Source organism: Microbulbifer discodermiae, from assembly GCF_040742695.1.
Lineage (GTDB): Bacteria > Pseudomonadota > Gammaproteobacteria > Pseudomonadales > Cellvibrionaceae > Microbulbifer.
Genome location: NZ_JBFLAB010000021.1, coordinates 20,878 through 42,313, shown reverse-complemented (window position 1 = coordinate 42,313; position 21,436 = coordinate 20,878). Strand labels below are relative to the sequence as shown.

At 57.0% G+C, this 21,436-nt stretch carries 21 protein-coding genes; 18 read left to right on the top strand and 3 right to left on the bottom strand.

Annotated elements, in window-relative coordinates; translation table 11 throughout:
• Window positions 1-6 precede the first annotated feature (6 nt).
• From AB1S50_RS09670 to AB1S50_RS09655, 4 genes are all read left to right on the top strand, one after another.
• Window positions 7-450: a GIY-YIG nuclease family protein gene (locus AB1S50_RS09670; protein WP_367150415.1), complete on the top strand. Its 444-nt coding sequence runs from the start codon at window positions 7-9 to the stop codon at window positions 448-450.
• A complete protein-coding gene (locus AB1S50_RS09665) occupies window positions 450-893 on the top strand; it encodes a 3TM-type holin (RefSeq protein WP_367150414.1) in 444 nt (147 codons plus the stop codon). Before AB1S50_RS09670 ends, AB1S50_RS09665 begins: the two co-directional genes overlap by 1 nt.
• A complete protein-coding gene (locus AB1S50_RS09660) occupies window positions 890-1,357 on the top strand; it encodes a hypothetical protein (RefSeq protein WP_367150413.1) in 468 nt (155 codons plus the stop codon). Before AB1S50_RS09665 ends, AB1S50_RS09660 begins: the two co-directional genes overlap by 4 nt.
• Window positions 1,358-1,535: 178 nt before the next feature.
• Entirely contained in the window at window positions 1,536-2,312 is a 777-nt protein-coding gene (locus AB1S50_RS09655; RefSeq protein WP_367150411.1) for a hypothetical protein, read from the top strand.
• 388 nt (window positions 2,313-2,700) lie between these two features.
• Here the strand turns inward: AB1S50_RS09655 and AB1S50_RS09650 are convergent, their stop codons facing one another.
• Window positions 2,701-3,750, bottom strand: a complete 1,050-nt coding sequence (locus AB1S50_RS09650; RefSeq protein WP_367150410.1) for a hypothetical protein — start codon at window positions 3,748-3,750, stop codon at window positions 2,701-2,703.
• Between the two features lie 159 nt (window positions 3,751-3,909).
• Between AB1S50_RS09650 and AB1S50_RS09645 the strand changes: the two genes are divergently transcribed.
• From AB1S50_RS09645 to AB1S50_RS09625, 5 genes are all read left to right on the top strand, one after another.
• Window positions 3,910-4,212 carry a hypothetical protein gene (locus AB1S50_RS09645; RefSeq protein ID WP_367150409.1) on the top strand — a complete coding sequence of 101 codons (303 nt, stop codon included), beginning with the start codon at window positions 3,910-3,912 and terminating at the stop codon, window positions 4,210-4,212.
• 10 nt (window positions 4,213-4,222) lie between these two features.
• Window positions 4,223-5,746, top strand: a complete 1,524-nt coding sequence (locus AB1S50_RS09640) for a portal protein (RefSeq protein WP_367150408.1) — start codon at window positions 4,223-4,225, stop codon at window positions 5,744-5,746.
• Window positions 5,739-5,993 (top strand): hypothetical protein, encoded by a 255-nt coding sequence (locus AB1S50_RS09635; RefSeq protein WP_367150407.1) that lies wholly within the window; start codon window positions 5,739-5,741, stop codon window positions 5,991-5,993. The genes AB1S50_RS09640 and AB1S50_RS09635 overlap by 8 nt, the downstream gene beginning before the upstream one ends.
• Entirely contained in the window at window positions 5,993-6,898 is a 906-nt protein-coding gene (locus AB1S50_RS09630; protein ID WP_367150406.1) for a capsid assembly protein, read from the top strand. Before AB1S50_RS09635 ends, AB1S50_RS09630 begins: the two co-directional genes overlap by 1 nt.
• 217 nt (window positions 6,899-7,115) lie before the next feature.
• Window positions 7,116-8,072: a major capsid protein gene (locus AB1S50_RS09625; RefSeq protein WP_367150405.1), complete on the top strand. Its 957-nt coding sequence runs from the start codon at window positions 7,116-7,118 to the stop codon at window positions 8,070-8,072.
• A gap of 247 nt (window positions 8,073-8,319) precedes the next feature.
• On the opposite strand, the gene AB1S50_RS09620 is transcribed toward AB1S50_RS09625, so the two are convergent.
• On the bottom strand, window positions 8,320-8,877 hold the full coding sequence (locus AB1S50_RS09620; protein ID WP_367150404.1) for a hypothetical protein: 558 nt from the start codon (window positions 8,875-8,877) through the stop codon (window positions 8,320-8,322).
• A gap of 161 nt (window positions 8,878-9,038) precedes the next feature.
• On the bottom strand, window positions 9,039-9,338 hold the full coding sequence (locus AB1S50_RS09615; protein ID WP_367150448.1) for a transposase: 300 nt from the start codon (window positions 9,336-9,338) through the stop codon (window positions 9,039-9,041).
• Window positions 9,339-9,377: 39 nt separating this feature from the next.
• On the opposite strand from AB1S50_RS09615, the gene AB1S50_RS09610 reads away from it, so the two are divergent.
• From AB1S50_RS09610 to AB1S50_RS09570, 9 genes are read left to right on the top strand one after another with little or no spacing between them, the layout of a single operon-like run.
• Window positions 9,378-9,977 carry a hypothetical protein gene (locus AB1S50_RS09610; RefSeq protein WP_367150403.1) on the top strand — a complete coding sequence of 200 codons (600 nt, stop codon included), beginning with the start codon at window positions 9,378-9,380 and terminating at the stop codon, window positions 9,975-9,977.
• Window positions 9,978-9,979: 2 nt separating this feature from the next.
• Window positions 9,980-12,190 carry a phage nozzle protein gene (locus AB1S50_RS09605; RefSeq protein WP_367150402.1) on the top strand — a complete coding sequence of 737 codons (2,211 nt, stop codon included), beginning with the start codon at window positions 9,980-9,982 and terminating at the stop codon, window positions 12,188-12,190.
• Window positions 12,187-12,651 carry a phage protein Gp13 family protein gene (locus tag AB1S50_RS09600; RefSeq protein ID WP_367150401.1) on the top strand — a complete coding sequence of 155 codons (465 nt, stop codon included), beginning with the start codon at window positions 12,187-12,189 and terminating at the stop codon, window positions 12,649-12,651. Before AB1S50_RS09605 ends, AB1S50_RS09600 begins: the two co-directional genes overlap by 4 nt.
• 2 nt (window positions 12,652-12,653) lie before the next feature.
• Window positions 12,654-13,136, top strand: a complete 483-nt coding sequence (locus AB1S50_RS09595; RefSeq protein WP_367150399.1) for a virion core protein, T7 gp14 family — start codon at window positions 12,654-12,656, stop codon at window positions 13,134-13,136.
• Between the two features lie 10 nt (window positions 13,137-13,146).
• Window positions 13,147-14,808: a hypothetical protein gene (locus tag AB1S50_RS09590; RefSeq protein ID WP_367150398.1), complete on the top strand. Its 1,662-nt coding sequence runs from the start codon at window positions 13,147-13,149 to the stop codon at window positions 14,806-14,808.
• An 8-nt stretch (window positions 14,809-14,816) separates the two neighbouring features.
• Window positions 14,817-18,242 carry a hypothetical protein gene (locus tag AB1S50_RS09585; RefSeq protein ID WP_367150397.1) on the top strand — a complete coding sequence of 1,142 codons (3,426 nt, stop codon included), beginning with the start codon at window positions 14,817-14,819 and terminating at the stop codon, window positions 18,240-18,242.
• Between the two features lie 36 nt (window positions 18,243-18,278).
• Window positions 18,279-20,759, top strand: coding sequence for a phage tail fiber domain-containing protein (locus AB1S50_RS09580; RefSeq protein WP_367150396.1), 2,481 nt, complete (start codon window positions 18,279-18,281; stop codon window positions 20,757-20,759).
• A 1-nt stretch (window position 20,760) separates the two neighbouring features.
• Window positions 20,761-21,231: a hypothetical protein gene (locus AB1S50_RS09575; protein WP_367150394.1), complete on the top strand. Its 471-nt coding sequence runs from the start codon at window positions 20,761-20,763 to the stop codon at window positions 21,229-21,231.
• A 10-nt stretch (window positions 21,232-21,241) separates the two neighbouring features.
• Window positions 21,242-21,433: a hypothetical protein gene (locus tag AB1S50_RS09570; protein ID WP_367150393.1), complete on the top strand. Its 192-nt coding sequence runs from the start codon at window positions 21,242-21,244 to the stop codon at window positions 21,431-21,433.
• Window positions 21,434-21,436 lie beyond the last annotated feature (3 nt).

The following is a 21,436-nucleotide window of genomic DNA, read 5'->3' as shown; positions in this document are numbered from 1 at the left end:
GCCACCGTGCGTCGCCGCAACGGCATCCGCCGCCTCCAGGAGGGGATGGTGGGTGGCCGTGCCGCAGTCGCCAGGCTGGAGCCGGAAACCCGCCGCCGTTATCGCGACCTGGCACGGCATCTGTACGACGCCGGCACATCTGCCGGCAGAGCTGAACAGTTCATCGCCAAGCGTACAGAGGGTTTCGTTTATATCATTGATCACCCCAGCTGGCCCGGTTACGTAAAGATCGGCCGCGCGTGTGATCCCCACTCCCGCCTTAACAGTTTCCAGACTGCCTGCCCCCACCGCCAGTTCCAACTGCGCGAGGCTGTGTACTTCGCTGACTGCCACTTTGCAGAGATCGAAATGCACACCCGCATGGAAGACGTCAGGCGTAGCGGTGAATGGTTTGCGTTACCGGTAATGGAAGCACGGGAAATTCTGTACAAACTCAGGGAGGTTATCTGATGAAGAACCCCTTCTCCGCCATGTGGGACAAGATTGTCGATCGCGGCGCATCATTGATCAGTGAGTTCATCACCGACAAAGACAAAGCCATCCAGCTCGAGCATGAGTTCCGCATGGCGATGTCCAAACGGTCCCACGACTACCGCACCTTGATGCTGCAAGTCGAGCGCGACCAGTTCGAGTCCCAGCAAGAAACCATTCAGGCCGAACTTCACCAGACCGACCTGTACACCAAGCGCACTCGACCGAAGATTGCCAGACAATCGTGGTACATCACCGCCGCTTATGCGTTCGCGACCAGTCTGATTCCAGTTCTACCGGAAGCATGGGGACTCCAGGCTCCGGATTTCCAGTGGCAGATCTTTCTCATTCTCGCCTCTCCGGCCCTCACCTATATGGGTGTTCGCGGCTTCGAGAAGTGGTCCGCAGGGAGTAGTAAATGATGGGTAAATTTAAAGTTGGCGATAAGGTTCGCAGAGTAGACAACCCGTACTCTTCGATGGCCGTTGATACAGTGGTTACGGTTTCCGAAGTTTTCAACCGTGGTACCTATATCAAAGTAGCTGAGGCGGGCCACAACCTTATGTATGTGACCGACTGCTTTGTTCTGGAACAGCGACCCCGCCCCCACGCAGAGTTGATCAAGCAGTGGGCTGAAGATGACTCCCTGGTGATTGAAGGGAGGCAGCGGTTCGGGGACTGGAAGGAAGTTGACCCCCTCTGGTGGCCGGATTGGGAGTATCGCATCAAGCCTGAAGTCGACGTCGAGGCCCTGAAGGCCGACCATGAGCGGGTCTTGTCGCATATTGAGGATCTGTCGGAAAGGCAGAAGCGTGCGGCGGAAGCGTTGCGTGTTGCCTGTCAGCAGCGGGACGGTCTTGAGAAGCAGATCAGGGAGGCGTCGTGATGTTGGATAAATTACGCAAATTGGCCCAAGAGAAGCCGTGGTTCTGCCGCATCTGGTCGTTCGTTTGGATGTTCATCACGCCCTTTGTCCTCGTTATCCTGTCGGTCGCTCAAGAAGCTGACGCGTGGCGTACGGTCTACAGTGCCCTATGGCGGGGTCTCCGCACAGGTAAGATCGATTGAAAGATCCAACCCTCCTCATCGACGCGGACATCATCGCCTACCAGGCCGCATCCCGTAACGAAAAGAAGTTCGACTTCGGGGACACAGGATGCGGCAAGGTCGTCGACCACAACCGCGCCCGTCGGGATGTGGATGAAGTCATAGGAGAGCTGTGCGACAAGCTCGACACCAACAAAGTGATCATCTGCCTGTCTGATCCGGACGTAAACTTCCGCAAGCAGCTCGACCCCAGCTACAAGGGCAACCGCCAGAACGTGGTAAAGCCGGAGCTTCTGTCCTGGGTGAAGGAGTACCTCGAACACGAGTACCGCTCCTTCAAACGCCCCCGTCTGGAGGCCGATGACATCATGGGCATCCTTCAGACCTCCGGCGATCGCTTCGTGCAGGGGCCTACCATCATCGTGTCCGAAGACAAGGACATGAAAACGGTGCCCGGTTACCTGTTCAACCCCCGCCACGACAAGGACAAGCCCCGGCTCATCGAGCCATTACATGCCTACCGGTTCCTGATGGAGCAGACCCTCACAGGGGATGCCACTGACGGATACCCGGGCTGTCGGGGTATCGGCCCTAAGTCCCGGTTTGTCAGGGAGGTTCACGAGGCAGAGGCTAACCGGCTGTGGGGCATCGTGGTCGAAGGCTATGCCTCCAAAGGCAAGACCGAGGAGGATGCCCTGCTTCAGGCCCGTCTGGCGCACATCCTCTGGGCGAGCAGCTATAACTTCAAGACCAAGAAGGTCAGGCTCTGGCGGCCCGAGCGTCTACTTGGCTAACCCTGCTTTCCCGCCTCCAGCCCTCCCGTCTCCAGCCCTTAGGGGCCGGTGGCGGGAATTTGGTACCACTAACGAGAACCCTCGTATCCCTAAGGGACTTAAAGGTAACTATGAAACCCCTGCCTGCGGACATCCCGGCCCTTATTGAGGAGCTGGAGAAACGATACCCCCCGCGCTGCATTCAGAACGGCGAGTCTATCGAAGACCATATCCGATATGCCGGACAGGTTGATCTTGTACAGAAACTGCGCGCGCTCCTGGCCGCCACCGAGAAGATCGCCACCAGGAAAGCCCCTGGTAAGCTATGAGCAGTGACAACTGTACACAAGTCAACACAGGCGACGGAGTTGGAACACAATCTGGCATCGATTCTGTACCAGTTTTCTCTTTAGGATTTGCCGGAACCTGTTGCGGCTTGCATCACAGGCTTACTCAATATTTCAACCATGGATTTACCGGACACCGCTGCTGCGTCAGAACCTGCCGACGCATATCCTGTAGCTTGCGGATTATAAATACAAGCGGCGGCCTGAATTAAGATGGCTTCCCGGCTTCCAGCATCGTCCGTTGCCTCAACCATGGCTTTATAGGTCATTAAAGCATTCTGCCTGTGCTTGTTGACGATTGAGTTGTGTTTATGATTCAGATAATTCCTTACAGATATAATTAACAAATAGGCGAGCACCCCAAAGATAACCAGCTTACTGGTCACCAACTGCGCTGTCTCAAAGGTAGTTGTAGGCGCTAACCATGTCCACTTATGGAGAAATATGGACGTAATGGCGAAGGTGGCAAATAAAGAAGCTACTACAAAAACCCCCGTCCTCCAGCTTGCTGCCTGGCTGTCATGACCTTCTGACTCTTCTTTAAAATAAATAGCCTGCTGAGTCACGCCCTCCTCGGCAGCAATATTCCTAATATTTAGAAGTATATTCGCTGCCTCCTCCTGCGTTTTAAGTAAGTCCTTTTTGATATTTTTAGTTTCCATTTCGAAGGATTTGAGTACGGAGCGGGTTGCTGCAGCTGAGCTTGAAAGGTCCGTAGATCTATGAAGGGAGTAGGATATATAGGGATGTAAACTTGTAAAAGTAGAATCATAAATACCCATAATTTTCATCACATATCGACCAAGCTCTACGGATGGTGATTCATACTCCGCCGGCTCAAAATTGATAACATCCTCAAACCTTTTATAAGCATTGTCACAATGTTCCTTTACCTTCTCTTGAATAGAATATGGAAAATCTTCCAGAGCTTCCACTGCTAGGCGCCGATAAAGTTCGATTAACCTTTTTACCGGTTCAACGACATCCGGAAAATTTAGGGTACGTTCAAGCTCGCCAAATCTCGGTAAATTTTTAGCATCAAACTCTTGAATTCTTAATAGGCTGGAGGTTGCCTGCTCAAGCATGGTTTCTTCGTTAACTGCTTCTTCCATCTTATTCTCCGTGATTTATTAGTTCTGAAAGAGTTCCAACCATTTATTCGGTAGCTTCTGAATTTACATCTCTTTGGCCGCCACCTGTGAAATTGTAGAAATTCGCGCATATTTCAACACTTGTAACGATTTACGCCGCACTCTACAGAGAACCGGACAATGTGCAAACCCCCAAAAGTTCCAAAGGCTCCCAAGCCTCGTGACCCCGACGAGGACAAGCCGGAGTGGTTGCGGAACCCGTACCTCGATGGTTCCATCGGCCAGTCATCCACGGTTGATCAGCTTCGCAAGGGGCGCTCCTCCCTGCGCATAGACCTCGGTGGCCCCGCCCCCGCGATCGCCCAACCACAGCCGGCATCGCCCAGGGTCACAACCCCTCTCCCGTCTATTTCCCCCAAACCCAGACCGCGCGCCTACCGAGGCTATCGTGGGCTGCAAGGTATCCGTACCCACCTCCACTAGGAGCCACTGAATGGCGACCGCAAAAGCACGTTGGGAGAAGCTCAACGGTTCCCGTGACGCCATCCTCCAGCGCGCACGCGATGCCGCAGACCTCACCATCCCCGCCCTGCTCCCGCCCGAGGGGCACAACGAGAACTCCACCCTGCCCCAGCCCTACCAGTCGCTGGGCGCCCGGGGTGTGAACAACCTCGCCTCCAAACTGGCGATGGCCCTGCTCCCCACAGGCAACCCTTTCTTCCGGATGATGATTCCGGATGACGTCCTCGCCGAGATAGCCGACGATACCGAAATCCAAGAGGAACTCCGCAAGATAGAGAACCGCGCAATGCGGCTCGTCGAGCGGGGCAACCTCCGCGTTGCACTTCACGCCACCCTGCGAAACCTGATCACCACCGGTAACGCTCTCCTGCACATGCCGGCCACCGGCGGTGCCCGCATGTTCCGCCTGACCAACTTCTGTGTCCTGCGGGATGCCATGGGGTACTGGCGGGAGATAGTGATCAAGGAATCCGTGCACCCAGCGACGCTGGACCAGGCACTGATCGGCAAGATGGACATTGAGGTAGACCTCACGTCCGACGACAACCTTGAGGTCTACACCTATATCCGCAAGGAAAGTGACAAGGCCGTATGGGACCAGCAGATAGAGGACAAAGTTGTCCCCGGGTCCGATGGCCGCACCAGTTACGATGAGTGTCCGTACATTCCCCTGCGCTGGGGCGCAATCGAAAACGAAGACTATGGCCGCGGCCACGTCGAAGAGTACATGGGCGACTTGCGCTCACTGGAAGGTCTCTCAAAGTCCATCGTCCAGTTCGCTGCCGCCGCCGCAAAGATTATCTTTTTGGAAAAACCCAACTCCACCACAGATCTCGAAGCCCTGAACCGGGCCGAGTCCGGGGAGTTTGTCGAGGGCAACCGGGACGATATTGAGACCCTGCAGGTTGAGAAGTTTCCCGACTTCCAGGTGGCAAAGTCCACCGCCGATGATCTCACCCTCCGCCTGTCCCACGCTTTCCTCCTGACCACTGGCACTGTGCGCAATGCTGAACGTGTCACGGCAGAAGAGATCCGGATGCAGGCACAGGAACTCGAGGATGTACTGGGCGGTGTCTACACCGTTCTCTCACAGGAACTCCAGCTCCCCATCGTCAAGCGCCTGATGGCGCAGATGCGGAAGGCACAACAGATGCCCACCCTGCCTGACGCAGCACTGGAGCCTGTCGTGATCACCGGCTTCGATGCCCTCGGCCGGGGACACGAACTCAACAAATACCGTGAATACTTCGCAGATGGCAAAGAGCTGTTTGGTGAAGGCTTCATGGCCCAATTCGACCATACCAAAGTTGCACAGCTCATGGCGACGCATCACAACATCGACATCGAAGACATCCAGAAATCTCCACAACAAATGGAGCGGGAGGAGGACGATGCCGTGGTGGGCAGTGTCGTCGATAAAGCTGCCGGACCTGTTGCCGGACAGTTGGCTGGTGCACTTGCAAGTTCAATGACCGAGGAGATACCCAATGGCTAATGCAAAACCCTCCGGACCAGAATACGCCGTACCCCAGGGCGCCGTGCGTCCCGAACCCAACCATGTGCAAGGCGAAGCCTACGTTGAACGCAAAGATGGCGTCGTCGTAAAGCGCAAGATCATGGCCAATGGCAACGTCCAGGAACATGCCGAATATACCCCCGCCTTCAAGCACAAAGACTGCAAGGTCAAGGTACTGACTGAGGCCGAGTGGAAGAAGCAGTTCGAAACCAAGGCGGCCAAGTAATGCCTGACTCACTGAACATCGGCGGGGAGCCGAATCCGGACCAGGCCAAGGCGCAGTCGGAACACGACGCCGCCATGGCTGCAAAAGCCGCAGAGGGCGTGACCTCGATCACGTCCAGTAATTCCCAGACCGGGGAGGACATTTCCATGGCCCCCGGTCAGGAGCCAGGTAATAAAGAAGGTGACAAGCCCCAACGCCCCGATGACATTCCGGAAAAGTTCTGGGATGCGGACAAGGGCGAGGTCAATGTCGCCGCGCTCCTGAAGGCGCAGCAGGACGCCGAAGCCGCTCTGCGCAAGCAATCCTCAAACGAATCCCAGAAGGATGACGCCCAGGGCGGTGAAGGCGATAAGGCAGATAAAGGTACAGGCGGCGAGTCCGGCCTCTCCAATCCGGTCGAGGCCGCCCAGGCAGAGTTTGCCGAGAAGGGTGAACTCACCACTGAAACCTACAGCGCCCTCGAGAAGGCTGGCATGCCCCGCGAGATGGTCGACAACTATATCGCCGGACAGCAAGCCCTTGTTGGTTCCATTGAGAACGCCGCATTCTCCGCCTTTGACGGTACCCGCGAGAGTTACACCCGGGCGACTGAATGGGCCGCTGCCAACCTGGAGCCGAGTGAGATCCAGGCCCTGAACGTGCAGCTCACTTCAACCAATCCTGCAATCGTAAAGGCTGGCGCTGAGGCACTGGCGCAAAAATATACCGCCAACGCCGACATCGACCCGAGCGTGAACATCTCCGGTCAGTCCAACAACACGGTCACTGGCGGGCACTTCAAGTCCTCGCATGAATTAACTCAGGCGATGGCTGACCCCCGTTACGCCAAAGACCCTGCCTATCGCGCAGAAGTCCAGCAGAAGATCGAGCGCGCCTCCAGGGCCGGCATCGACCTGTTTGGCTAACAGTCCCTCCCTTCGCAGCTCTCTCCTCCTGCGATCAAGTCCTGCCCGGTGCAATGCCGGGCGGGCGCCCTCTTCGCAATGTGACGGCCTGATCATTCGACACATTCCCTACCAAGTAGCGAACGCAAAGACTCACCCGAGGGTGACAATCGGAGCACAGTAGCAAACGCGGTAATTCTCCCCTGATCCTTTCCAACCTCAAATAGGTATTGCTGCAATGGCAAATGCAACTGTCTCCCGTCTCGGTCAGGCCAATCTTACCGGTGACGCCAAGGCGCTGTTCCTGAAAGTCTTCTCAGGTGAAGTTCTCACCGCTTTCGAAACCAGCACCATCCTCAAGGAGCTGACCCGCCAGCGAGTCATCTCCAGTGGCAAGTCCGCCCAGTTCGCCGCCACCTTCCGCGCTAACTCCGGCTACCACACTCCGGGTGAAGAGATCGTCGGCAAGCAGATCGCACACAACGAGGTGACCATCACCATCGACGACCTGCTGATCTCCGATGCGTTCATCGCCAACATCGATGAAGCCGCCAACCACTACGATGTCCGCGCGCCATACTCGCGCGAACTGGGCCTGGCACTGGCACGCGATTACGACAAAAACATTGCCCGTAATCTGGTGCTGGCCGCGCGTGGTGGTGCCCTCTTCTCCGGTGACCAGGGCGGCGGCACCCTGAACGATGCCGACTCTGACACTTCCGCAACCTCCCTGGCCGGTTCTATCTGGGCCGGCAAGCAGGCGATGGAAGAGAAGGACGTACCCGTCGATACCCAGAGGGTGAACGCTGCCCTCAAGCCCGCCCAATGGTACCTGCTCGCGCAGGAGCCGACTCTGATCCTCAACCGCGACGTGGACGGCGACGGCTCTTACTCCAAGGGCTCCTTCTCCATGATTGGCGGCGTCAACGTGGTCAAGTCCAACAACCTGCCGTGGGGCGCAAATGATTCGGCCAATGCCGACATCCCGGCCAAATATCAGGTCAACATGGGCACCACTACCGGCGTCGTCTTCACTGAAGAAGCCGCCGCGACTGTGCAGCTCCTGGGTCTGGGCATGGAGTCCGAGTACGACATCCGCCGTCAGGGCACTCTGATGGTCGCCAAGTACGCGGTCGGCCACGGCGCGCTGCGCAACAAGTGCGCCTTCGAGATCCGCACCGGTAACCCGGTCTAATCTCAACCCGTCAAACCGGGGCTGGACTAACCTCCGGCCTCGGTTTTTTTCGAATAAGGATTTCTTATTTCAGAATAAGAAGGGCATCGATTAAATATGGTTGGGACATTAAAGCCAATCCGAAACAAAAAAAAAACTCAGATTCGAAAACCGGCGCCTTGCCAGCAGACTCCGCGCCCTGCTGGCAAGGTATTAACTCCGCAGAAAATTAGGGTTTATACAAATTACCATAAAAAAAACTGTTGAATCAACACTCATGATCACCACAGGGACTGGGGTTTTCTCCTCTAAGCGTTACACCTTGAGAGGCTTCATCAGTATACCCGTCATTATCACGAACCCGCGCAGTTACAGTGAAGGTATCTCCAATATCTCCCATCAATAAAACACTGGAACCATTTTGCTTTACGCCGTCTACCCAAAGCTCCTGAGAAACAATACTGCCATCTCTATCGGTCCCCCACACATCAGCATATTTGTAGGTCGTGTCGGTGGGGTCCGGACGAATTCTAATAGTCGCTTTTGGGGTGTAATCACATATTGTTTCTACATTCTCTTCAGTTCCTGAATATGGAAAAAAAGCGGTACATTTAAAACCATTTTTTCTAAGTACTAGAGATGGCACATAAGATTTATCAGAGTAATGAACTAACAAATCACCAGGAGGTATAGTACAGTTAGCAGGACCATACCAATAAGTGGTATATGTTGTCTGCGTCGCACAATTCACAGGTTCATCACCTGCAATAACGATCGAGCTATTAATTGCGCCCAGCACAAGTAAAACTAAAGACTTGAATTTCACGATATTTCCTTTTTACTTTTAAATCATTCCTAGAAATTTAGCCATTAACCACGATAGCTACATTGGAGACTCACACAGCACTGATATAATGTCAACAGCCGCTGATTATTGAATCAGCGTTAGCCCGACAATAATTTAAATAAATTAGATTACGCTGTATATTAATTATTTTTACGCTCTAAATAGGTTACGAATTGCCTATATTTCCGGTGCAGCATTTCCATGAGTGAATTAATTTTATTATTCAGTGATTTCCTTTCTTGAGCCGGATTCCCTCCATACGCACCAGTCTTAAAATAACAATTTAGATACTCACCTGGATTCAACCAAAGAGAACAGAATGGCAAATGGAAAACATCGATTTCTTCTGCATGATTGTTCAACCCTTCCTTGAAAAACTTAGAATGGTACACCCTCAAGTTTTCCAGTATCAGATACACTTTCCGGCCCGCTAATTTAATTAGCCTCCGGCCTCGGTTTTTTTCGAATAAGGTTTTCTTATGACTGTCCCAACCGCTGTCATGACGAAGCTCGATGCAGTGAATGCCCTGCTCGGCAGCATCGGCCAGTCACCCGTAAATACCATTACCGGCCCGCTGCCCAGCGATGCGGCGCGCGCGGTACTCAATGTCGACACCTGCCTGCGCGACGTCCTGTCCAAAGGCTGGAGCTTCAACACCGACACAGATTATCTGCTCAACCCGGACGTCAACGGCGAGATCCTCATCCCCGACAATGCCCTCTGGGTTGACCCCGTATCACAGGCCGATGACTTTGTGATGCGCTGGGAGCAAAACGTCCCCAAACTGTATGACCGCAGGAACCGCACCTTCGAGATCGGGCGCGTAGCGGAATGCAATATCATCTGGGGTTTCAATTTTGAAGAGATCCCCCAGGCCGCGCGCAGTTACATCACCGCCCGCGCCGGCAGAATCTTCCAGACCAACATCGTTGGTTCCCGCCTGCTGTACGAGTACACCCAGGAAGTCGAGCGCGAACAATACGCGGCCTTCAAGCGCATGGAAAAGCGCAGCAAACGCTACAACCTGATCGGTGACGACCCCACCGCGCAACGCCACTATAACCCCACCCGGTTCTAATCATGTCCCTAGTCTCCCGCCATATTCCGGCACTCTTCCAGGGCGTGTCGCAGCAGCCTGCCACCCTGCGCCAGCCTGCCCAGGCGGAGCGTATGGTCAACTGTTACGCGACTGTTGCTGATGGTCTCAAGAAGCGGCCACCCTTCCAGCACGTCGCCAAAGTCACCACCGCCGACATTTCAACGGCTTTCGTACACACGATCAATCGCGACGTGGGCGAGCGGTATGTCGTCGTAATCACTGACGGTGATCTCAAAGTCTACGACGCGAATACTGGCGCAGAAAAGACCGTGAACTTCCCCCAGGGGAAGGCGTACCTCAACGTGTCCGGCAACGCCAACGCCTCCTTCTCCCTCGTGTCCATCGCCGACTACACCTTTGTGGTCAACAAGGAAAAGAAGGTCAGGATCAAGGACACTCCCATCACTCAGCCGCCGAACTACAGCTCGTGGTACCGCCCGAACACCTGGCGGGCACTGCCGGCCAGCCGCACTTACAGCACTTACGGCCGCGGCACGCTCACCGGCACGGTCAACACCTTCAGTGACCTGCCCAAGGCGTCCGACCCCTCCCCACCCTCTAACGGCGCGCTCTATAAAGTGGCCGGATATGATGAGAACAATTTTGGCGGTTACTATGTCCGTCGGGTCGGTGGCGTATGGGAGGAGACTTACGGCCCGGGCGCCAATGACACCCTTGACGAACTCACCATGCCCTGGGCGCTTGTGCGCCAGTCCAACGGCGATTTCGACCTGACCACCTTTGGATGGGATGGCCGGCGGTTTGGGGACGAGGAGACCAACCCTCCGCCCACCTTCGTTGGCCGCACCATCAACGATGTGTTCTATTGGAAGAACCGGCTCGGCTTTCTCACTGACGAGAATGTCGTTTTCTCCGGGGCTGGAGATTACGGCAACTTCTGGCGCAATACGGTTACCACCCTGCTGGATAGCGATGTCGTAGACGTTGCCAGCACCACCACCAAAGTCTCCCTGCTCGAATACGCTGTCCCATTCAACAACGGGCTCATGCTGTTCGCGGACCAGACGCAGTTCTCCCTGAATGTGACCGACCTCCTGACACCCACTTCCGTATCCATCGATGTGGCCACCAACTATGAAATGGACAGGGGCGTCCGCCCGATCGGCATAGGCACCGACGTGTACTTTGTGACCCGCTCCGGCCCCTACTCCAAGATGCGCGAGTACTTTGTCTCGGAAGATTCCCTGTCGAATGACGCAGCCGATGTAACGGCCCATGCTCCCCGCTACCTTCCCCGCAACCTCTTCAAGATTGCAGGCAATGGTAACGAAGACGTGATCTTCGGGATCAGCTCCGAGCCCGGACACAAGAATCACATCTACGCCTATAAGTTCTACTGGTCCGGCGACCAGAAACTGCAGAGCGCTTGGGGGCACTGGGAGTTGGACCCAAACGACCGCCTGCTGTCCATCGATGTGATCGAAAACAACCTCTACGCATTGATCCGCCGCACTGACGGTACCTATCTCGAGCGCTGTGACCTGGACGACTCCGCCACCGTGGCCGGTCTCGACTTCGACATCCTGCTCGATCGGCGCTATGAGGTGCGACCCGGAGACATGCGTTTCGAAGCGGGCAATAACCGCACCGTTATCACCCTGCCGTGGAACACCGGCAACTGCGACCGCGACTCCATGAGAGTGGTATACACCACAGGTTCCGACTCCGTTGGCAGGCTTGCCCAGACCGACACTTATACCTACCCGATCTCTGCCGGTAACGCCGAGATCGCCATTCCCGGCGACGTTCGTAGCTTTAAACCCGTCGTGGGTCTCGGGTACGACTCCGAGTACCAGTTCTCCGAGCAGTTTATGGTCGACCGGAAGGAACAGGCCATCACCACCGGCCGCCTGCAGCTTCGTACATTCACCGTCTATTACCAGGATGCGGGCTACTTCGAGACCGAAGTGCAACCCTACGGTGAACTGTATTCCTCTGTGGAAACTTCCATAGTGCCATCCGGACTGTCTTCCTTCACCGGTCGCACAGTCGGGGAGGAGTCGCTCCAACTCGGCTCTGTCAGCTTCCACTCTGGTGCCTATACGTTCGACGTTTCGGGCAACAGTAAGGAGGCTGTCGTTATTCTCAAGAACCCCTCACATTTACAAGCCAAGTTCTCCTCCTGTGAATGGGAGGCGCTCTGGCATAACCGCTCACGGAGTATGGGATGAATCGATTCACCGTCGTACCGGCATCTGAAGTTGAAGCCCGGCTGCTGGCGCCCAGGCTCCGCGAGTGTGACGTTCGCGAGATCTCACGCACCAGCGGCCAGGCACCGCTCGCTGCGCTATTGGAGTCCATCCAAGTGAGTGATACCGATATGTGCTGGTGCGCGCTCTTGGAGGGAATCCCGGTCGCCATGTTCGGCGCCAACGGGCTCACCCCGCAGATCGGGGGCATCTGGCTCCTCGCCAGCGACGACATCCGCAAACATCGCCGCGACTTTATGCGGCAGTGCCGGGCATCGCTTGTACTCATGCACTCACGGTACCGCTACCTCACCAATTTCATCGACGCCGACAACCAGGTCACCCTCAAGTGGCTGGAAGTGCTCGGTTTCGTCCCCGTCAATCGCTTCGAAAAGTTCGGCGCAGGCGGCACCCCCTTTATCCAGTATGCATCGGAGGCCTGACCATGTGTGAGCCAGTCTCCGCAACAACCGCAATCATGATGGCAATGACGGCGACTACCGCTACCGTCTCCGCCTATTCACAGCACCAATCCGCAAAGGCTCAGGCCAGTGCAATGGAGGCGCAGGCGGAAAGCGAACGCCTCGAGAACATTGCGGCAACTGAGGAGGAACTCGGGGCGCGCATTAAAGCCGCTCGGGAGTCCCGCGCCCGCGCCCGTGTCGCAGCCGGCGAGTCCGGTGCAATGGGACAGTCGTTTGCCGCCATGATGAATCAATCCGTGCAGGATCAGGACATGGCTACCGCGCAGGCGGCCAAGAACCTGTACTTCCAACAGCGTGGTGTCGATGACCGCCTGGCAACAGGCAGATCCCAGATCCGCGACATCAGCGGCGTAGAGGCCGGTCTCCAGATCGCCACCGCGGCCACCAGCGGCTACAACACGGGCAGGCGTATGGACGCCGCCAATGCCGGCAAGACATCGTAAGGAGCAGCCAATGGCTCGCCAGACACAGCGACGCAAGACCGCTCGGCAGGGCGTGGATGTCTCATCCACCCCTGTTCAGTTGCAAACTAACCGTCGCTTCTTTGCCGCGGGCGGTTACGACAGGAATGTACGTGCGGCGCGCGCCCTGCAGAACGCCTTCAACGCAGGCGCAGAGGCCGTCACCGACTACAAGTTCGACCAGAACCAGAAAGGCGCCCGCCAGGCCCTCGCAGAGCGCGGACAGGGCAACCTGGCGCGCGATGAAGACAATGCGCAAGCGGGTTACAACCGCGCATGGGACGCTTTGGACGCTGAGTTCGATGCAAACCAGGCGGCCGCAGAGTTGCCGGAAATTCTCCGCGGTGCTGACTGGGAGAACCTGCCCGAAGAGAAGGTGCAGGAGATCATCAATGAACACCTGCAAGAGCGCTTTAAGGGTATCGAACAGTTGGCCGACTCCGCCTATGCCCAGACCCTCGCGCCCAAGATGCTGCAGCTGGAGACGGATCTGATCGGCAAGCACCGGCAAATGCAGATTGTCAAAATCAAGGAGGAGCAGCGCACCAAGATCATGGCGAATATCGAAGCCGACCTCGACGCCGATCGGGGTCTCGACCCGGATGCGCCGCTCGATTACCAGAAGCTGTTCGACCAGACCGGTACATTCTTTGATGGGGCGGAGAAGAAAGAAGCCTTCTGGCAGATGCTGTATGACTTGGCGATCAACCGCGGCGAACCGGAAATGATCGAGCAGGTACCCGTCATAATGAACGGTGTGCCCTCCGGCATCAAAGATTCCAAACTCCTCGCACAGCACCGTACCGCCATCGCAGCGGCAACCCGGCAGGGTGCCCGCATGTTGGCCGACAGGGAGGCTGCGCAGAAGGAAATGTACCGGGACCAGTTGTTTGAACTGCAACTCGCCATTGCTGAGAAGAAGATTGCCGGACTCGACTACTCTGCGGAACTGGTCGCCCTGAAAGACAACCCCGAAGCCTCCTTCTCGGATTTCTCCTCCGCCATCAGCCACGGCCGCAGCCAGTTGAATGAGAACGACGCGCGCTCGCAGAATGTGCCCTACACCGCGCAGCTCTGGAATGCTGTCTACAGCCGCGATGCAACACTCAGCGATGTGCTGCGCGCACACGAAGAGGGTTATCTCGGTACCGGTAAGCAATCGAATGCGACCCTCAGTGACATGATGGCAACCATTCGCCAGATCCGCGAAGGTGCCAGGCGCGGCAACAGCGCGGTTGTCACCACCTACCGCTCTGAAGTTGCCAAGCGTTACAACCCGATCATGAATGCAATGGGCGGAGTCGACCCCAAGATGCAGCACATCCAGTTCCAGGCCGGGGCCATGTACAACGATCTGGTGATCCAACAGGGCATGGACCCAGCAGGGGCCACCGAACAGATCTACGCAAAGTTCGACGAGATGGTCGCCAAGACCGGCGCTGCCACCTTCTCCGATTCGCAGAACGCCTTCACGCTCAAGCATGAGCTGGTCAAAACAGAAGACCTGAAGAGCCTCGCGGCGGGCCGTGGCTCCTACCGTGACGTGTTCGCCAGCCTGCGCCCGCACGAAATCGAAGAGCGGCTGCACGCCGCCATTATGGCCAACGAGCTGACGAAAGATGAGGTCAACGCGATTCTCCTCCAGAACCAATGAGGCATTCAATGGAAGTCAAAGATACTGACGAGGTTGTCGCACCTTCACCGGCCGACCTCCTCATGGCCAGGGTGGAATCCCGGCAGAGGGCGGTGGAAGACTTCCATGCCCATACCGCTGAACTCGAAGAGATCCGCAAGGCTGAACAGGAAGGTCCGGGTTTCTGGAAAGAAACCGGTCGAGCCGTCTGGGGCGCTGCCGTAGATCTCACATCCGAAGGCGGACTGTTCCTGGCGGATGCTTTTTACGAGCTGCCCCCTGTGCGTAACTTCCACTCGATGGTGGTCGGCATCCGTGAAGACCTGGCCCCGGAAGCGGCAGGCGCGGAAGCCTCCCGTCGCTGGGAAGAGTTCCAGGGGGACTTCCGTGCCTCTGCAGAGGAGCTTGCCCCGGCAAACGAGTCACTGGCGGGCGGCGCCGCGCGCGGGATCATGACATTCCTTGTACCCTACAGTCGCCTCGCCAAGACCGGCCAGTTGCAATCGTTTAGCGCTGCCACCTCTGCGGGCTTTGTCATCGACTACACCCTGTTTGACCCTAACGAGGGCAACCTCTCGAACCTGATTGAAGAGTTGAACCCCGAAGCCAAAGATTCCGCGCTGACTTTTCTCGCCACTGATCCGGACGACGACGATGCAATCAATCGACTGAAGAACGGACTGGAAGGCGTCTTCCTCGGTGGACTCGTCGAGGCCGTCCTCAAGACCGCACGGCACATCAAGGGCCGCAAAGCGGTCGAAAAGGCCCACGAAGCAGCCGACGCGATGACCACAGAGGTGGTATTCGATACTCCGGTACCTGCGGCCGGCGTGGTGGATGATGCAGCCACCGCGCGGCCGGTCGATGAAAGTACAGCGACGGCAAAGACTGACGACGCAAAAGTCGAAGCTGAAGCCGAGCAGGCAGCACCAGTAACACTGCGCGAGTCCCTGCGCGATTCACTGACCCTGACGCCCGCACAGGCAAGGCGGTTCAATGACCTGATCGATGCGGGTGATGAAGCGGGTGCCACCAAAGCACTCGAAGAGGACTTCAACCTCGACACCATTAACTGGGACAACATCGACAACGCTTCCGCCCTCAAGACCCTGCTGGACACCACCTCAGAGGTGCTGGCAGATCACATCAAGTTAACGAAAGGTGGCGTACAGTCGCATGTCCAGACCAAACGCCTCGCTAACCTGGTGGGCACGTCCGGTGAACAGGTGCATGAACTCTTCAAGGACGTCCGCGGTGATGTAGGTATCGCGGCGCGGATGCATGCGGCCCAGCGCGTCATGCTGGCTTCCGTCCGCGAACTCGACCGCCTCCGCCAGGTCGCAAAAGCAAACCCAGGAGACCTGCAGGCCCGTGCCAGCTTCATGCAGCAGGTACAACTTCACGGTGCCCTGCAGGCGCAGGTGAAAGGTGCGCAGACGGAAATCGCCCGTGCACTGAATGCCATGAAGCTGATGAAGAACGAAGCTTCGGAAGGCTTCAAGGAGTTCGACGACCTCTCCCGCGCACTGGGCACCAAGAATCCAAAAGACTTCAACAAGTATATGGATGACTTGCTCGACGGGAAGTCCCTCGAGGATATTAATGAAGCAGTGCGGCAGGCATCGCGGGGCGAGCGCCTGAAGAACATCTTTGTGGAGTACATCATCAACGCGATGCTGTCGTCACCAAAGACCCATATCGTCAATGCCGTATCCAACACACTGAATACTTTTATCTACACCGGTGATCGCCTCCTCGCGGGCACCGGACGTGCACTGCGCGGTGACCCCCGTGGTTTACGTGAAGCCAAGATCGACCTGATGCGGAAAGTTTCCTCCCTGGGCGAAGCCTTCAAGCTCGCCCGCCAGGCATGGAAAGACGGCGCACCGGTTTCCGATAAGCGCCAGCGTATAGAGTTCCAGACCCGCCAGGCGATTAGCATGGACGGCGAGGGCGCACTCGCGGCCACCGTCAACGCCCTGGGGCATATTATCCGCACACCCGGGCGTATGCTTATTACGGGCGATGAGTTCTTCAAGGCCATCAACCGCAACGCAGAGCTGTCCGTACAGGCCTACCGCAAAGCGGACGAGCTGGCCCGGAAGCAGGGCCTGGAGGCGGGCACCAGAAAGTATGAACGCTTCGTTGACAGGACCATGCACCGCTTGCTGGACCCCGCGAACCAGGCACCCATGGCTCGGGACATCCGCCGCGGCGCCGTCGAGAAGTCTCGCCTGGTCTCCTTTCAGGAAACCCCGAAAACTGACTTCGGCGCTGCCATGGAGAAGATGATCAACACCAACACCTTTGTGAAGCTGCTGATCGCGCCCTTCTTCCGCACACCTATGAACATCCTGCGTCAGGGCATCATCGACCGCACACCGCTGGGCCTCATCGTGAAGGAACACCGTGAATTGGTGATGAATGGTTCCCCGGCAGAGCGCGCCGAAGCGCTCACACGGATGACCACGGGCGTCGCCGCCATGGCCGGCTTTATGGCCTTCACGGGCACTGAACTCGACTCACCCATACAGGTGGTCGGCAAGGTGCCTTACGAGTCCTCGGAAAAGGCCACGGGCGTGCTCGACTACTCCATCCGCATCGGCGCTGAGTGGTACCAGTTCAACCGGCTCGACCCCCTCGGGATGTGGCTGGGTATGGTCGCGGACGCAAAAATGCATGCAGAGCACTCGACAGACGAAGAACAGACCTTCGCGTTGATGCAGGGCGCACTGGCAGGCTTCTTCAACAACGTCACCAACAAGACGTGGGCGAAGTCCATGTCCGACCTCTTTGAGCTGTTCGAAGGCTTCTCCTCCAACAAGCCTGCGGCGGTCGACCGCGCACTGGCGAAGTTCTCTGCCGGTGAGTTCGGCAAGCTGATTCCCCAACTCTTCAAGTCAACCGGCCGTGCCCTGGCCGATGGCGAAGAGTCTTTCGCCCGGGAAGCCTGGACCTTCACAGATGCGCTCAACGCACAGCTCCCCGTACTAAATCGGGATGTACCCCGGCGTCACGATGCTATCGGCCGTCTGGTGTCTTGGGAGAACGCCAAGTGGGCCATTGTGAATCCCTTTGCAGTTTCCCCCGCGGCGGAATCCCCCCTCGACAAAGAGCTGGCCCGTCTCGACTTCGACATCCGCCCGATGCGCAAGGCACTGGCTGGAGGCCAGCTCCAGCTCACCGCTGCAGAGTACTCGGAAATGACGGGCCTGGTTGGCAAAGTCCGGCTGGGCAATCACAGGAACCTCGAGGACTTCCTCGGTGCCCTGGTGGAAACACCTCGGTATAGGGAAGCCAATGATGCAATGCGCGTGTTCATGATGAAGAAAGTCATCAATCAGGCACGCCGCGCGGCGGCCATGCAGTTCATCGCCAAACCCGAGAACCTCGAGCGCTTCAGGGAAATCAAGCACGATCAGTTCGCCAAGCTCATAGGCGACGTATCCACCTAGCCCCCGCCGTGGGGGCTTTCCTTTTCCGGAGTCCCCATGAACACTCGACAATTGTTTGAGGCAGACGGTCTCCAAACAGAATTTACTTTCGCCTTTCCGTACCTCGACATCAGACATGTCAAAGTGTACCTGGATGGCCTGCTGCAGATCCGTGCGTTGCACTATTCCATCTCCGGAAACAAAGTCACGCTCGACACTGCGCCGACCCAGGGCTCGGCCGTGGAGATTCGCCGGGAGTCTTCTCCAAATCATATTCTTGTCGACTTCACCGACGGTTCGGTGCTGCGCGAGAAGGATCTCGACACCGCATACCTGCACAATTTCTACCTCTCGCAGGAATACGCGGACCACTTCAACAAACTCATCAACGATACGCTGATCGGACTCGCCGATGGTACAGAGATCACCGCCACCGAGCCCGATGAAGTGATCACCGCCCTGGTCAATCGCATGATTGAGGACGCGGCGGCAGATACCCTGCGCCAGCGTATCAACGACATCGACCTCAATGCCGAGGCGATCATTACCCTCGGCGAGAGTCTGCAGATTCAGGTCAACACCCTTGCCCAGGGTGTGGCCGCCGTCGTCTACGTACAGGACGAAGCGCCTGTGCCCGGTGTGGGCGGTGTCCCCGACCCAATTCCAGACGGCGCCCGTTGGTATGACTCCGATGAGAACAACAAACCCTACATCTACGACAGCGATTCCGCCCAATGGGTGTCCATTGAAGATCCCCGCATCGGCCAGGCAGTAGCGGACATCAATGTCCTGCAAACAGATGTTGCAGGTAATGCCGCTGCAATTGTCCAGGAAGCACTGGCCCGCTCCACGGCAGACACCGCCCTCGCTTCCACACTCGGCCTCTTGGGAGTACAAAATGCAGACCAGACCGCCTTCATCATCGACAGCGCCACCGTCAAGCTCGACAGCGAGGCCGGTGATACCCTCGCTAACCGCTTCAGCCAACTCTCAGCCGCGGACGGCGCCCTCCAGTCCCAGATCACGAGCGAGCAGACAGCGCGGGCGGATGCCGATGGCGCGTTGGCATCTACGATCTCCCTTATCGGTGCAGAGAATGGTGCGGGGACTGCCTTCATCCTCGACACCTCAAAGGTAAAGGTCTCCGGTACCGAGACGTTCGCGGAGCGGCTGTCCGCCCTGACTGCTGCGGATGGCGATAACTTCACCGCCATCCAGACATTGCAGACCGTCGACATTCCAAAGCTGGAAGCCAAGTACGGCGTGTCCCTGAATGTGAACGGTTACGTGACCGGTTTCGTTCAGAACAACGATGGCAAGTCCGGCAACTTCGCAATTCTCGCCGACCGCTTCGCCGTGGTCGACCCTTCCGGAGACCCTAACGAAGCCGAGTATGTGCCCTTCGAAATTATCAACGGCAAAATCAACATGCGCGGCACCGTGCAGGTCGATGGGGACCTTCTGGTCAATGGCTCCCTCAGCGGCGTCAAGCTGGTGCAGGGCGCGATCAGTGCCGACAAGATCAGCGCGAACGCAATCAATGCAGAAAAGATTGCAGCCGGTTCCATCCTTGCCCGTCACCTGGCGATCGACAGCAATGCGGGCCTCACCCGCACCGTCTTCAACCCGGAGAGCAATACACCCCTGCTGATCACCGATTCGGTCACCGGGGATGCCGTCTTCGAGATCAAACTCGAGGGAGGCAAACCCAAGGCAACGGTGAACGGCACGGCGGGCGAGAACTTCGTCAGTAATTCCTACGCGATTGCTGAAGAAGTCAAGAAGGCCATCAACCCCTATTACTCCGGGGCCGCCGCCTCCGGCAGCGCCTCGGCAGGAAACATCTCCAGCGGTGGGTCAAAGAGTTTCTCCGTGTCCACCAATATTGCAGGACGTATCGCCCTGTCGTTCAAGCTGTCCGCTTCCTATCACAGATCGGGCTCAACCCTGGTCTCTTACACAGCACCGGATTGGACAGTCCAGGTGCGCCGCAACAGCGCGTCCGGCACTGTCATCTTCAGCAAACGCTACGTGGGCACTGCCTATAGCTCAGTAGACGGCGAAGACTCCAGTAACCGGGAGTTCTTCTCTGGCTATAGCATCTCGATTGACGATGGCTTCGTAGACGACAACGCCCCTGCCAACGGCTCGGAAGTCTACTACCTGAAACTGACACGCCATGCCGGGTCGGCCTCCTCACTCTACTGCTCCTACTTTAAAGGTGAGGCACCGGGTTTTGTGGAGAACACTCTGTCCAAATCCTCCAACGGCTACTGGCGGGACAAGGATACCGGCATGATCATTCAGTGGTCCTGGAAAGCCTGGACAGCCAAAGACACCTCATATTCCGCCAGTTGGCCGGTTGCCTTCCCCTCTGCCTGCACGGGCATATGGGTCACTGGCTCCAGCAATACGACAACCACCCGCTACGCGCAGGGCACCTACAAAACTCCGGCCTCCTCTCGCACTTCCTATACCGTGCGCTGGGGTAATACCGGGGCAAACGTGGGTGTGTGCATCCTTGGCGTTGGATATTGACATGATCAAGTACTTTGCCCACTACGACCCCGAGACCTTCGAGGTAGCCTTCTGCCCAACGGATATTTATCCCGAGGGCAGCATTCCACAACCCGCTGTGGAAATTTCCTACAGTGAGTGGCAGCAGGCCCTTACGGATTCCTGCACCCATTACAGCCCGGATACCAGCACTTTCTATAAGGTGCCGCCCACCTACACCCTTGAGGAAACGGAAGCCCATCTGCGCGAAGCGGTACAGGAAGACCTCGACGCAAAAGCGCGCGAATATGGTTACGCCGACCTGACCACCGCCATCACCTATGCCGAAGAGGATGCAGTTTCCCAGTACCAGCAAGAAGGCACCGCCTTCCGCCGTTGGCGCTCGCTGGCATGGGAAGCGGTAAATCAGGTACTGGATGCCTGGAAAGCTGGCGAACGTGACCTGCCCACCGCGGATGAACTCCGCAACACCATACCTACCTTTACCCTCTGAGGAGATCCCCATGGGAATTAAAGAACAACTCAAGCAGCAATTGCAGCAACTGGCTCTTCAACAAAACGCCCTTACCCAGCAGCTCAAGCAGGTAGAAGACAGCATCCGCCAAGCGACCTTCACCTTACAGGCCTTTGACCAGGCAGAGAAAGAAGCACAGGAAACTGCAGAAGCAGAGAAGTCCGAAGCCCCTTCAGAATAAACA